Source organism: Rhizobium sp. 10N427, from assembly GCF_056394605.1.
This window is the reverse complement of the sequence record NZ_JBFTID010000004.1, coordinates 139,140-152,590: the sequence shown is the minus strand read 5'-3', so window position 1 is coordinate 152,590 and position 13,451 is coordinate 139,140. Positions and strand designations below refer to the sequence as shown.

Here is a 13,451-nt window from a genome sequence, read left to right as displayed (position 1 = left end):
TCTGCAGGCTTATATTTTCCTGAAAGTCAGATAGGCGGAAGAGCGACCTTCACGCCGCGCCTTGGCTTCGTAGCGGGTGCTTGGCCAGCCCTCATAGGGCGTCAGCCAGTCGGCGGCATTGCTTGCCAGCCAGTCGAAGCCGCCATGGTCGCGGCATTTCAGCAGCGTCCAGTTCACATAAGTATCGATATCCGAAGCGAAGCAGAACAGCCCGCCCGGCTTCAGCACGCGATGGAAACGCGCGAGATTCGTCTTCGAGACGAAACGGCGTTTCCAGTGCCTGCGCTTCGGCCACGGATCCGGATAGAGAAGGTCGATCTGGTCGAGGCAGCCGTCCGGCAGCCAGTCGAGCAGCTGTGTCGCATCGTCGTTGAAGACGCGGATATTCCTGGCGCCCTTCGCCTCCACGCTGGAAAGCAGCTTCTGCATGGAATTGATGAAGGGCTCGACGCCGATAAAGCCGGTCGAGGGAATTTCGGTCGCGCGGTGGATCAGATGCTCGCCGCCGCCAAAGCCGATTTCCAGGCGGAGTTTTTCCACCGGCACCGGAAAGAGGCTTTTCAGCGGCTCGGGATGAGCCGCTGAAAGATCGATGAGGAAAGCCGGGAGCAGGGTACTCAGCTTTTCCGCCTGTTGTCCGCGGAGGGCCTTTCCTTTGCGGCGACCGAAGAAGGCTTCGGTCGCGCGTCCGCGGCGTTCCATATCCGTCATGCTGCAGCCTTGACCTTGATGGCTTCCTTGAGGCCCTTCACCAGATCGGTGCGCTCCCAGGAGAACGAGCCGTCACGGCCAGCCTTGCGGCCGAAATGTCCGTAAGCGGAGGTCTTGGCATAGATCGGCTTGTTGAGGTCGAGGTGACGGCGGATACCCGTCGGCGACAGGTCCATGTTCTTGCGGATCGCCGCTTCGACCTGGTCTTCCGTCACGCCCTTACCGGTCTGGTGCAGATCGACATAAATCGACAGCGGCTGGGCAACGCCGATGGCGTAGGAAAGCTGGATCGTGCAGCTGTCTGCGAGACCGGCGGCAACGACGTTCTTGGCGAGGTAGCGGGCGGCGTAGGCTGCCGAGCGGTCGACCTTGGTCGTGTCCTTGCCGGAGAATGCGCCGCCGCCATGTGGGGCTGCACCGCCGTAGGTATCGACGATGATCTTGCGGCCGGTGAGGCCGGCGTCACCATCCGGACCGCCGATGACGAATTTGCCGGTGGGGTTGATGTACCACTTGCAGTCGCTGGCGATCGGTAGGTCGCCGAGGGCTTCGCGGATGTAGGGCTCGACGACGGCGCGAACCTTCTTCGAATCCCAGCTCTCGTCGAGATGCTGGGTCGACAGAACGATCGATGCGACTTCCGACGGCTTGCCGTTGACGTAGCGCACGGTCACCTGGCTCTTGGCATCGGGGCCGAGCTTGGCAACTTCGCCGTCGCCCTTCTTGCGGGCAGTGGCCAGCAGCTGCAGGATCTTGTGCGAATAGTAGATCGGCGCCGGCATGAGATCCGGGGTTTCCTTGCAGGCGTAACCGAACATGATGCCCTGGTCGCCGGCGCCTTCGTCACCCTGCTGGTCGGCGGCGCTGTCGACGCCTTGGGCGATGTCGGCAGACTGCGAGTGCAGGAGAACGTCGATCTTCGCCGTCTTCCAGTGGAAGCCGTCCTGCTCGTAGCCGATGTCCTTGATGGCGCGGCGGGCAGCAGCCTTGAACTTCGACGGGTTGATGACGTCCTTGCCGTCCTTGTCCTTCTTCATCAGGCTCGGCGGCAGGCGAACCTCACCGGCGATGATGACGCGGTTTGTGGTTGCCAGGGTCTCGCAGGCAATGCGCACGCCCCATGGGTTTACGCCGGTTTTCGCCGCTTCGCGGTAAACCAGATCCACGATTTCGTCGGAGATACGGTCACACACCTTGTCCGGGTGACCTTCGGCAACAGACTCACTGGTGAAGAGGTAATTAGCGCGCATTCCGGGATTCCCCTCAAAGAATAAGTTCGACGAATTGGTACTCAGTTCAGGCTCGAAAAACAAGCGCAGAAGGACATAAATATATCTTTATATCTGCAGTGAAATGACAAATTTTGCCTTTAAAACGTAAAAAAGGCGGCCTTTCGACCGCCTTTTCTAATTTACCTGCTTGGGGATCGCTTAGTCGGCGTCCGCTTCCGCAGCCAGCGCCTTCACCAGTTCGACGACCTTCCGGCGAACCTTCGGATCGGAAATCTTGACGAATGCGCGGTTGAGCTGGAGGCCTTCCGACGACGAAAGAAAGTCGACGACATAGTTCGAGCTGGAAGCTTCCGCCAGCCCGCTCATTCCGCCGCCATGCTCGCCTGGCGCGTCTTCGAAGAAAAAGGAAACAGGAACGTTCAGGATGCTCGAAATATTCTGCAGGCGGCTGGCGCCGACGCGGTTCGTGCCCTTTTCGTACTTCTGAATCTGCTGGAATGTAATGCCCAGGCTTTCGCCAAGTTTTTCCTGGCTCATGCCAAGCATAGTACGGCGAAGACGAATGCGACTGCCAACATGGATGTCGATCGGGTTCGGCTTCTTCTTGTTCTCAATCATGGTTGTGCCCTAACAAAAGATATTTCAACGAGTGAAACCGGCATCCCCTGAACCCATCCGTAACGCCACGTTGCAAGAGGCATTAACCCACTCTCAAGCATACGTTAACAACGCCGATCTGAACTACTATGCAATTTTAGGGGTTTTTGGTCAATTCTGCTTGAAAATAAAACCCATGCGAGAAATCAGCGCAATCATAAACAGCAACGTTTCAGTCAACCAAAAGTAGGCTTGATGTGGATAGCGCACTGTGGAATCGCCCTGTTCGCCATCAAGAGTTGCGTCTATGAAACCGCTCTCATTGAGCCCAAGCCCGGCAATAATCTCTCCGCGTGAATTCACCAGCGCTGAAATGCCGCTATTGGCGTCGCGAATCAGCGGTAATCCTGTCTCAACTGCGCGGATTCGCGCTTGCTGAAAGTGCTGATAAGGCCCGGGCGTAGACCCAAACCATGCATCATTAGTAATATTGAGAATGGCGTTGGCCTGATTGATCCCGGCCATTTCGCCGGGAAAGATGATTTCGTAGCAGATCAGCGGATATAGTGCGAGACCACCCGGCAGGTTCAGCATTTCGCGGCTAGCGGCCGCGGTAAAGCCTCCCGGCATCTCGACGATATTCTGAATGCCGAAATTATCCAGGATGTTCTCGAACGGCACATATTCGCCGAAGGGCACCAGATGCACCTTGTCGGATGCTGCGATGATCTGGCCGCGTCCATCAATGACATAGATCGAGTTATAATAGCGCGGCGCATTCCCGGGACCGGTCTCCTCGACACGGACGGCGCCCGCAATCAGGATCTGGTTATCGTCAAGCGTATCGGCGATCCGCGTCAAGGCATCCTGGTTGTCGGTCAGGATGAAAGGGATAGAGGTTTCCGGCCAGACGATGATATCGGGCTTCTTGGCGCCATTCTTCGGGGCTTCCGCAGAAAGCTTCAGATGCTGTTCGAAAATCGCCGAGCGATCGGCATCGCTGTCGAGCTTGGCCGCCTGGTCGATCATCGGCTGCACCAGGCGGACGACAGGCAGCGTGGCCCCAGACGCCGGCGTTGGCTTCGGCAGGTAGTAGAGGATGTAGCCGCCGTAACCGATATGCGCGGCAAACAGCAGGCCAGCGGCAAAGACACCCGTCCTGGCGCCCTGGCGGGTGCCAAGCAGCGCCGGTGCAGCAAAGACGAAGACGGAAAGCGCCGTGACGCCCATGACGCCAAGCACGTGGGCCGATTGCATCATTAGCGGCACCGGCATCATGCCGTAACCGATGGCATTCCACGGAAATCCGGTAAAGACGACGCTTCGTAACCATTCGAACAGACCGAAGCTCGCCGCCAGCGCTGCGATGCGGCCGAAACCTTCGGACCACAAGATTCGGGCAGCGGCTGCCGCCAAACCATAGAAGATCGCCAGCACGGCGGGCAGCCCGAGAATGGCCAACGGCAACGCCCAGCCAAAGGCTTCGGAATCGATCAGCAGCGCATGACCGAGCCACCAGAGACCGGCGACGAAATAGCCGAAGCCGAAAAGCCAGCCGGTGACGAAGGCCGGCCAGAGCCGGCCGATGAAGCTTGCCTCCGGCGAGGCGGCCGCGCCGTCGATCAGCCACACGAGCAGCGTGAAGGAGATGAACATCGCGGCAAAGAAGCCGATCGGGGGCAGGGCGATGACGCCGATGGCGCCCGCAAGGATTGCCAGCAACGCCCGTTTGAAACCCCAGAGCAGGATAACCCTGTCCGCAAGCCGCTCCATGCACAGTCCCCATCAAGCCGCGAATCAACCCGGCTCGCAGTCTTTCAAAAAAGCAGCTGTTTGTCGTGCCTTACGGGCGCTCAGTTTGCCGCAGAGGATTCTGCGGGCCTGTCGTCGCCCTGTTCGGAACCGCCCGCACCGTCACCGTCCCTCACGCGACGGCGGATCGCCTGCCGCTTGCGGGTGATGCGGACCCGCTTGATGCGCCGCGGATCGGCATCGAGGATGTGGAATTCGAAATCCGGCAACGCCTGAACCACTTCGCCGCGGACCGGGATGCGGCCGAGTGCGGAGAAGATCAGGCCACCCAGCGTATCCACTTCGTCCACCTGCTCTGCAATGTCGAAATCCGGGCCGATCGCTGCGGCGATCTCTTCCAGCTCGACGCGCGCATCGGCAACGAACATGTCCTCGGAGACACGCTTGAACATCACCTCGTCATCGTCATGCTCGTCGTCGATATCGCCGACGACCATTTCAACGATGTCTTCATGCGATGCCAGGCCGTCCGTGCCGCCATACTCGTCGATCACAAGCGCCATCTGCGTGCGGTTGACCTGCATGCGGCGCAGTAGGTCGGACGCCAGCATCGACGGCGGGACGAACAGGATCTTGCGGATGATGCCTGCCTCGGCAAGCGTCTTCTGCAGATCGACCCGTGCCAGATCGAAATTCGGCTTGGATGAGCGGCTGACCTTCTGGAGGTTTTCTGGCGCGATCTCGACGACCGGTTCGGCGGCTTTTGCCTTGATGCCGGTCCGGCGCTTGTTGCGTGCCTGCTTGGCGACATAGGAGAGAAGGTCGCGGATATGCACCATGCCGCGCGGATCATCGAGCGTGTCCGCATAGACAGGCATGCGTGAGCGCCCGGACTCTTCGAACAGGATCATCAGCTCGCCGATGGTGATTGTCTGATCGACCGCCTCGATATCGGCGCGCGGCACCATGACGTCGGCAACACGAACTTCGCGGAAGCGCAGGATATTGTGCAGCATCGCCCGCTCGTCGGGCGAAAAGGCGTCGTCGCCGGTATCGCTGGTCATCAGCGCGTCGGCGAGGTCCTCGCGCAGGCGCGAGCCTTGCTGTGGCCGGAGGATGCGGGCTGCGCGTGCCCAGAAAGATCGCCCGGCGTTTCTACTACTTCCACCCTCGTCGGAGGAGGAAGATTGGTCGGCATCCTTGCTGTCTGCCGTGGTCTTTGCTGAAAAGTCGCTCATGGTTCCAATTTAAGGTCTTGACCTTCGTAGGGGTCAGATAGGCCGAGATCTGCCAAAATACGAGTCTCCAACCCCTCCATAATTTCGGCTTCTGCATCATTCATATGGTCGTAGCCAAACAGATGCAAGAAACCATGCACCATCAAATGGGTCAGATGGTCTTCGAAAGGCTTCTCAAGCTCTTCCGCCTCGCGCGCCACGGTCTCCCTGGCGATGATGATGTCGCCGAGCATCGGTCCCGGAATCTTGCCCGGCGTGATCGGGTAGGCGGGAAAGGACAGGACGTTGGTCGCCTTGTCCTTCTGGCGCCATTCGGCATTGATCGCCCGGATCGACTCGTCGTCGGTGAAGACCAGCGAAACCTCGGTGGCCATCTTGGGAAACTTCTGCTTGGCACTGGCCTTGAGATAGTCCGCGGCCTTTTCCAGCACGCGGTCCGTCAAAGGCTGCAACTCGTCCTCGGAAGGCCAGCCGCCTTCTTCCACGCTGATCTGAATGTCGAGTAAGGCCATAAGTCCTATTTGATCGCGTCTTCTTCGCGCGCTGTGTAGGTGGCGTCATAAGCCCTGACGATGCGGCCGACAAGCGGGTGGCGCACGACATCGGCATCCTTGAAGCGGACGATCGAGATGCCCTCGACTTCGGTGAGCAGGTGAAGGGCCTCGACAAGGCCGGATTTCACGCCGCGCGGCAAGTCGATCTGGCTCGGGTCGCCGGTGATCATCATCCGCGAATTTTCGCCGAGACGGGTCAGGAACATCTTCATCTGCATCGATGTCGTGTTCTGCGCTTCGTCAAGGATGATTGCCGCGTTCGAAAGTGTGCGTCCGCGCATGAAGGCGAGCGGGGCGATTTCGATCACGCCCGCCGTAATCGCGCGTTCCACCTTGTCGCCCGGGATCATGTCGTAAAGAGCGTCATAGAGAGGGCGGAGATAGGGATCGACCTTTTCCTTCAGATCGCCGGGCAGGAAGCCAAGGCGCTCGCCGGCTTCGACGGCCGGGCGGGTCAGGATGATCTTCTCGACTGCACCGCGCTCCAGCAGCTGGGCGGCCTGCGCGACCGCGAGGTAGGTCTTGCCGGTACCCGCAGGGCCGACGCCGAAGACCAGCTCGTTGCGCTCCAGCGCCCGCATATAGGCGTCCTGCGTCGGCGTCCGGGCAATGATGGTCTTCTTGCGCGTTGAAATCTGAGCCATGGTCAATTTGGCTTTCTTCTCCATCGTCGGCAGGCTCAATTGGTCGTCGGCCGCAACGGCCATGCGAATGGCACCCTCGACGTCGGATCGTTCCACGCTGCCGCCTTTCTGAAGTTTTTCATAGAGATAATCGAGCGTGCGCCGCGCCTGATTGGTGGTTACCACATCGCCGGTGATGACGACGGAATTGCCGCGGGCGCGCGCATCGATGTGAAGCCGCTCTTCGAGGAGCTTCAGGTTCTGATCGAACTGACCAAAAAGTTCGCTGGCGAACCGGTTGTTCTCGAACGTCAGGACAAAGTGATTGGCGTCGCTCGCAATGCGTGGGTGGCGCGGTGAAGAAGAAACCAATTCTTGTCCGTTCAAGCGGTCGAGCTCCTTTGTTGAACCTCAGCCCTCTGCAAATTCGGCAAACAGGCTGTTCGTTCCAGTTCCGGTGATTCGCACTTTAATAATGTCACCGATTTGCGATGCTTTTGCATCAACATTCACTGACTGAAGCCAGGGAGAACGCCCAATAAGCTGTCCTCCCATGCGACCGGGCTTTTCCAGCAACAGATCGATCGTTTTCCCGATACAGGATTCGGCAAATTCCTGCTGCTGCTTCAGGAGAAGCGCCTGCAGGCGTTCGAGCCTTTCTGCCTTGACCTCTTCGGGCACTTGATCCTTCAAGTCCGCGCCGGGCGTGCCCGGCCGTGTCGAATATTTGAAGGAGAAAGCCTGCGCGTAACGCACTTCCTCCACGAGCTTGAGTGTATCCTCAAAATCGCGATCTGTCTCCCCCGGGAAGCCGACGATGAAATCGCCCGATAGGGCTATGTCGGGGCGGGCGGCGCGGATGCGCTCGATCAGCGCCAGATATTCGGCAGCGGTATGACGGCGGTTCATCGCCTTCAGAATACGGTCCGATCCCGCCTGCACCGGCAGATGCAGATAGGGCATCAGCGCCCTGAGGTCGCGATGCGCGGCGATCAGCCGGTCGTCCATGTCGCGTGGATGGCTGGTGGTGTAGCGCAGCCGCGCGAGGCCGGGAATTTCAGCAAGCCGGTAGAGAAGGTCGCCGAGCGTCCACTCTTCGCCGTTCGCACCGGTACCATGCCACGCATTGACGTTCTGGCCGAGCAGCGTGATTTCGCGCACGCCGGCTTCCACAAGCTGTTTTGCTTCATCGACGATCTGCGAAACCGGGCGTGACACTTCCGAGCCGCGCGTATAGGGCACGACACAGAACGTACAGAACTTGTCGCAACCTTCCTGCACGGTGAGGAAAGCCGTGACGCCGCGCGAGCGGATCTTCTTCGCCTCGGCAATCGGCAGGTGCTCGAATTTGTCTTCGAGCGCATATTCCGTATCGACGATCCGCTGGCCTTCCTTGGCCTTGCGCAGTGCTTCCGGCAGGCGGTGATACGTCTGCGGGCCGATGACGACATCGACAGCCGGCGCCCGGCGCAGGATTTCCTCGCCTTCGGCCTGGGCAACGCAACCGGCAACGCCGATCATCATCTCCTTGCCCTTGGCGGCCTTTTTCTTTTTCATTTCGCGCAGGCGGCCGAGAGCGGAGTAAACCTTCTCCGCCGCCTTCTCACGGATATGACAGGTGTTGAGGAGGACGAGGTCGGCCTCTTCCATATCCTCGGTCGGCTCGTAGCCGTCGCGCGCCAAGGCGTCGCTCATCCGCGTCGAGTCATAGACGTTCATCTGACAGCCGTAGGTCTTGATGAAGACCTTGCGGCTGTTGCTGCCATCACGGAGGCTCTCGCTCGGGAGTTCCGGGGCCTGAAGAAGGGCGCTGTCTTGGGTCATGGCGGGCTATTTAGTGGTTTTTTGCCCGCTAGAAAATCGAAATCTTGCGTCAGTTGATCTCGCGTCCGCGCAGGCTGCTGTTCAGCATCGCGCGGATGCGCCGCGCGATGGTCGAACTCACGTCCTTGCGGTTCGAATCTGCGCGGTAATCGACGGGCTCGCCGAAGCGAACCTCGACATCGATGGCGCCGTTTTTCACGACGTCCATGAAATGCGGCATCAGCTCCACGTCGCCGGGCCAACCCGCGAGCGGCCGATGATAGCGGCCGAGTGCGACGCCGTGCGCCTTGGTATAGGCGATTGCTACAGGCTGAACGAAGACCGAACCGTTGGGCGAATGCGGAACCGCCATGGCGGCCGCGCCGAAGAGAGACGATTTCACTTCCAGCAGGCGGTTGCCATCGGATGTCGTGCCCTCGGGAAACAGCACGACGATCTCGCCATCGGCCATGCGCCCGGCAATTTCATTGGCCTGGTTGCCGGTGTTGCGCTTTTCTTCGCGGACGATGAAGACGCTCTTTTGCAGCCTCGCAAGCTGTCCGAAGATTGGCCAGCTACGCACTTCGGATTTGGCGATGAATGCAACGTCGGCGACTGACGACATCACCATGATATCCATCCAGGATGCATGGTTGGCGCAGAGCATCAGCGGCCGGCGCCGTTCCAGACTGCCGTGAACGTGGACCCGGATGCCGAGTGCGTGACAGGCAATCCTGTGCCAGAACCGGGGAAGGGTGCGGCGGAGCTTCCAGTCGAAGTAAAGCGCGAGCAGCTGGAACGGCATCAGCAGCAGGCTCGCCAGCGCCACGACGATGGCGGCATAGACAATGCGCAGCCAGACCATCAGCGGGCACTTCCTGCGGCTGCGGTCATAGGATCAGCGTTCGTCTTTCTTCAGCGGTATGCCGTAGAGTTCAAGCCGGTGATCGACCAGCTTGAAGCCATGCTCGCGGGCGATGCGCTCCTGCAACGCTTCGATCTCCGGCGAGCGAAACTCAATGACGACGCCATTCTTCAGGTCGATCAGGTGATCGTGATGCTCTTCCGGTACCGTCTCGTAGCGCGAGCGGCCGTCGCGAAAATCGTGGCGGGCAATGATGCCTGCATCTTCGAACAGTTTGACGGTGCGGTAGACGGTCGAGATCGAGATTTTCGCATCGACCTTCACGGAGCGGCGATAGAGTTCCTCGACATCGGGATGGTCTTCCGATTCCTCGAGAATGCGTGCAATCACGCGGCGCTGCTCGGTCATCCGCATGCCGCGTTCGGCGCAAAGCTCCTCAAGGGTCTTGGCTACGTCGGTCATTGGCGGCCTTCACAAGAGATTCCAGTTCCAAGAGGGAACTAGCGAAGAACGCGCTTCATGACAAGCGCCGTGGAAACCGCACCCTTGTCGTCCTTGTAATAGCCCCGGCGTTCGCCAACCTGCTCGAAGCCAAGCTTGCGGTAAAGACCAAGTGCCGGCACGTTGCCCGCATCGACTTCCAAGAACAGGCTTTCACCACCCCGCGCATGCGCTTCGCGCATCGCCGCCTGCATCAGCCGCCAGCCAAGGCCGGAGCGCGCGGCCTTCGTCTGCACCGCGACCGTCAGGATTTCCGCCTCGCCTGCCACCTGCCGGGCAAGAACGAAACCGGGCAGAGGCTTCTTGAGGAAAGCGTTGGTCTGGCGCGCGACGAAACCGAAGACATTGTCCTGGCTGAGCAGGCTGTGAAACTCACCGTCACCCCAGGGGCGGGCGAATCGTTCGCCGTGAAGCACCGCGACCCCATGGCAGTCATCGCTGTCCATCGCGACAATCTCGAATTCCGGCTTAAGCGACAGATAGGCTTCCAGCATCGTCATACTCGCGCAATCGCAAACCCCGCCTGTGGCTTGGCGTCGGGTCCACGCAGATAAAGGGGCTTCGGCTTTCCGGAAGACGGATCAGCGGCAGCACCGAGGCGCGCCACGATGGAAATGGGAAATGCGTTGGCATAGTCGCCAGTCAGTTCGGGCCGCAGCAGCGGCGCAGCCGAGCCGGTGATCTCGCCATCGAAAGACGATGCGAAAGCGATGGCCTCCGCAATCGGCACGGCGCGGGGCTCGTCAAGCGGTTCGCCTTCGGCAGAAAAACTCTGGAGATAGATTTCGTCGCGCTTGGCATCCATGGCGGCAAGTACTGCGCGGTCAGGCGTCTTCAGCCGTTGTGCTGCTGCCATGGTTTCCAGCGTCGTGACACCGACGGTTGGGATGCCGAGCGCAAGCGCAAAACCGCGGGCCGCGGCTACGCCCACTCGAATGCCTGTAAAGGAGCCGGGGCCAATCGTCACGGCGATGCGTTCGACCATCGCGAGCTTCTTGCCGGCCTGCGACAATGCGCGGTCGACGATGCCCATCAGATGCTCTGCATGCCCCTTGCCAATCATCTCCGATGCCTCCCCAAGCACCGTCTCACTACCGCTGTCAAAAACAGCGGCAGCGCAATCCACACCTGCCGTGTCGAGCGCCAGAATTATCATGCCATCAATTTCCGAATAAATTCTTCCGCGCGCAGAATAAATTCATCCGGCCGTGCTGCAATAGCCCGGTCGGGTGAATCGATGCGCAAAACCTGTTGTTTAGGCCGCGACGACTTCCTGCACTTCGGGAACGAAGTGGCGAAGCAGGTTCTGAACGCCATGCTTCAGCGTTGCGGTAGAGGAGGGGCAACCGGCGCAGGAGCCCTTCATGTTGAGATAGACCTTGCCGTCCTTGAAGCCGCGGAAGGTGATGTCGCCACCGTCCTGGGCCACGGCCGGACGCACACGTGTGTCCAGCAGCTCCTTGATGGTGAGGACGATCGACTCGTCGCCTGCATCGAAAAACTCGTCGCCTGCATCCGCATCCTCGGACAGGATCGATGCATCGCCCATGACAGGCTTGCCCGACATGAAATGCTCCATGATCGAGCCGAGGATCGCCGGCTTCAGGTGCTGCCATTCGGCATTGTCCTTGGAGACGGAAATGAAATCATAGCCGAAATAGACGCCTGTCACGCCCGGGATTTCGAACAGGCGCGCAGCCAGCGGCGAGGCCTGCGCTTCGTCTGCGCTGCGGAATTCGGCCGTGCCGTTCTCCATCACCACCTTGCCCGGCAGGAACTTCTGCGTGGCGGGGTTCGGGGTGGCTTCGGTCTGAATGAACATTTCGCTCTCCATGCGGCCAAGCCGTCGCTCGGGCCGTCTTTAGAATTCTTCAAAAGAAAATAGGCTGTTTGGCCGCGCCATTCAAGAGATAATGACTCCAGAATTGCCCTTCTCAGGCAAGCGCGTCCAACTCTTCGTTCGTCAGCGTATCGGGAAGCACGGTGACGGGGATCGGAAAGGCCGCGCCCTTGCCAGCAACCGAGGAGACCAAGGGTCCTGGTCCCTCTTTCGCCGAACTTGCTGCGAGCACCAGGATAGCAATATCCCGGTCTTCTTCGATCGCCAGATTGATCTGCTCGGCGGCGCTGCCTTCGCGAATGACGATTTCCGGTTCGATGCCGATCGTCTCGCGCACGACCTGCGCCGACTTGGCAACGACGGCTTCCGCCTCCTCGCGCGCTTCCGCACGCATGATCTCCTCGACGCCCAGCCACTGCTGGAAATCGCCTTCCGGGATCACATAGACGAGAACGAGGCCGCCGTTGGAATTCTTGGCACGCCGGCCGGCATAGTGAACGGCGCGCTGGCATTCGGGTGTACCGTCAATGACCGCCATGAACTTGCGGCGATGACCTTCAAGACGGGAGAGTCGCTTTGATACCATGGCGCGGACTCTGACACCCTAACCCGAAAATTTGCAAGCCCCTCGTACGAGCGCAAAACCTTCCGGACGGGTTCGCTCGGCACTTAGAGCTTGTTGATCCTAGGGAGCCAGGCCGGCGGATCGTCGGCATGAAGCGCGAGGATCGGTTGCGATGCGATCGCGAAGCGGGCTTCCTTCCATGTCTCGAAACGTGAAGCGCCTTCACCTGCAATGCCATCGTTCTTTTTTGACCAGAGATCGAACAAAGCGCTGCCCATGCGGTCGCCGAATTTGCGGGCGAAGTCTTCGGCCTGGGGAACGAAACCGGCGACCTTCAGTCCGCTGGTGCGCGCGGAGGCGATGTAGAGGCCGAGAAGGCGCTCGATGACAAACGGCCGCATGCTCGTGTTCTTGTCGCGCGCATAATTGCCGTGGCCGATATAGGCCAGACCTGCCTGCCTGCCGGCGGCGGCCTCTTGCTCAAGGGCGTAGAGAATAGCCTCGCAATAGGAGAAATAGCCTCTCCAGAAGCGGTCGTTTGCCACGAAATAATTGCAGAAGAAGAATGTATCAGGCCCCTGCGGCTCGCCGACCGGGTAACCGGTTGCGGCCAGGTAATCGAAGATCTTGTCCATGCCGACATGGCCGGTCGCGATACCCTGATCCCAGGCGCTGAGAAAGATCGCGGCGTTGGCGAGCATCGGATTGTAGGCATAGCAGTCGAAACCGGCGCGTTGCGCTTCGCTCGCCTGAGATACGAAATGGGAAAATGGCGTGGCAGCCTTCAACGCGAACTTGCTGGAAACAAGACCCCAGAAGGCGGAAGGATCGAACCCGATGGCTCTATGGTGATCGTAGAGCGTCCGGAACAGCTCGTATTCGCGCGTTGCGGCCTCAGTATTGAACGAGATGTCGAGCGGCACAGCCTGCGGATCCAGCGAAGCGAGCTGCTGATCGTTCAGGTAGGGCTGGTATACGAGGCATCCGTTCCCGGCGACTTTAGCCTTCAGCAGTTCGACGTCCGGCAAATGCGCCGCACCTGGAGTGGAGGCAGACGGGGTCATGGATGTTCCTTGCAGCGCGTCAGCGTTGGATGATCGTCCGGACTGTCCGGACAATGCTGGAAATCCATGGCAGGCAAAGCTTGAGCCGGGCTGACAACGCCCGGCT

At 59.9% G+C, this 13,451-nt stretch carries 15 protein-coding genes; all 15 read right to left on the bottom strand.

Annotated features, from left to right (window positions below):
* Positions 1–9: 9 nt before the first annotated feature.
* Entirely contained in the window at positions 10–711 is a 702-nt protein-coding gene (gene trmB / locus AC1DIJ_RS10485; protein ID WP_112385239.1) for a tRNA (guanine(46)-N(7))-methyltransferase TrmB, read from the bottom strand.
* On the bottom strand, positions 708–1,961 hold the full coding sequence (gene metK, locus AC1DIJ_RS10480; protein ID WP_112385240.1) for a methionine adenosyltransferase: 1,254 nt from the start codon (positions 1,959–1,961) through the stop codon (positions 708–710). Before metK ends, trmB begins: the two co-directional genes overlap by 4 nt.
* Before the next feature lie 180 nt (positions 1,962–2,141).
* Positions 2,142–2,561 carry a helix-turn-helix domain-containing protein gene (locus AC1DIJ_RS10475; protein WP_112385241.1) on the bottom strand — a complete coding sequence of 140 codons (420 nt, stop codon included), beginning with the start codon at positions 2,559–2,561 and terminating at the stop codon, positions 2,142–2,144.
* 150 nt (positions 2,562–2,711) lie between these two features.
* Positions 2,712–4,313 carry an apolipoprotein N-acyltransferase gene (gene lnt / locus AC1DIJ_RS10470; RefSeq protein ID WP_112385242.1) on the bottom strand — a complete coding sequence of 534 codons (1,602 nt, stop codon included), beginning with the start codon at positions 4,311–4,313 and terminating at the stop codon, positions 2,712–2,714.
* An 80-nt stretch (positions 4,314–4,393) separates the two neighbouring features.
* Positions 4,394–5,530 (bottom strand): hemolysin family protein, encoded by a 1,137-nt coding sequence (locus AC1DIJ_RS10465; RefSeq protein WP_112385243.1) that lies wholly within the window; start codon positions 5,528–5,530, stop codon positions 4,394–4,396.
* Entirely contained in the window at positions 5,527–6,042 is a 516-nt protein-coding gene (gene ybeY / locus AC1DIJ_RS10460) for an rRNA maturation RNase YbeY (protein WP_112385244.1), read from the bottom strand. Before ybeY ends, AC1DIJ_RS10465 begins: the two co-directional genes overlap by 4 nt.
* 5 nt (positions 6,043–6,047) lie before the next feature.
* Positions 6,048–7,094, bottom strand: coding sequence for a PhoH family protein (locus tag AC1DIJ_RS10455; RefSeq protein ID WP_112385245.1), 1,047 nt, complete (start codon positions 7,092–7,094; stop codon positions 6,048–6,050).
* A gap of 24 nt (positions 7,095–7,118) precedes the next feature.
* Positions 7,119–8,531 carry a tRNA (N6-isopentenyl adenosine(37)-C2)-methylthiotransferase MiaB gene (gene miaB / locus AC1DIJ_RS10450; RefSeq protein ID WP_112385246.1) on the bottom strand — a complete coding sequence of 471 codons (1,413 nt, stop codon included), beginning with the start codon at positions 8,529–8,531 and terminating at the stop codon, positions 7,119–7,121.
* A 49-nt stretch (positions 8,532–8,580) separates the two neighbouring features.
* Positions 8,581–9,378, bottom strand: coding sequence for a lyso-ornithine lipid O-acyltransferase (gene olsA / locus AC1DIJ_RS10445; RefSeq protein ID WP_112385247.1), 798 nt, complete (start codon positions 9,376–9,378; stop codon positions 8,581–8,583).
* A 30-nt stretch (positions 9,379–9,408) separates the two neighbouring features.
* Positions 9,409–9,837, bottom strand: a complete 429-nt coding sequence (locus AC1DIJ_RS10440; protein ID WP_112385248.1) for a Fur family transcriptional regulator — start codon at positions 9,835–9,837, stop codon at positions 9,409–9,411.
* Between the two features lie 38 nt (positions 9,838–9,875).
* Entirely contained in the window at positions 9,876–10,376 is a 501-nt protein-coding gene (locus AC1DIJ_RS10435; protein ID WP_442207921.1) for a GNAT family N-acetyltransferase, read from the bottom strand.
* Positions 10,373–11,032, bottom strand: coding sequence for a tRNA (adenosine(37)-N6)-threonylcarbamoyltransferase complex dimerization subunit type 1 TsaB (gene tsaB, locus AC1DIJ_RS10430; protein ID WP_112385249.1), 660 nt, complete (start codon positions 11,030–11,032; stop codon positions 10,373–10,375). The genes AC1DIJ_RS10435 and tsaB overlap by 4 nt, the downstream gene beginning before the upstream one ends.
* Positions 11,033–11,131: 99 nt before the next feature.
* Positions 11,132–11,698, bottom strand: a complete 567-nt coding sequence (locus AC1DIJ_RS10425) for a NifU family protein (protein ID WP_112385392.1) — start codon at positions 11,696–11,698, stop codon at positions 11,132–11,134.
* A 112-nt stretch (positions 11,699–11,810) separates the two neighbouring features.
* Positions 11,811–12,302: a universal stress protein gene (locus tag AC1DIJ_RS10420; protein WP_112385250.1), complete on the bottom strand. Its 492-nt coding sequence runs from the start codon at positions 12,300–12,302 to the stop codon at positions 11,811–11,813.
* An 83-nt stretch (positions 12,303–12,385) separates the two neighbouring features.
* Positions 12,386–13,345: a hypothetical protein gene (locus tag AC1DIJ_RS10415; protein ID WP_112385251.1), complete on the bottom strand. Its 960-nt coding sequence runs from the start codon at positions 13,343–13,345 to the stop codon at positions 12,386–12,388.
* Between the last annotated feature and the right edge of the window lie 106 nt (positions 13,346–13,451).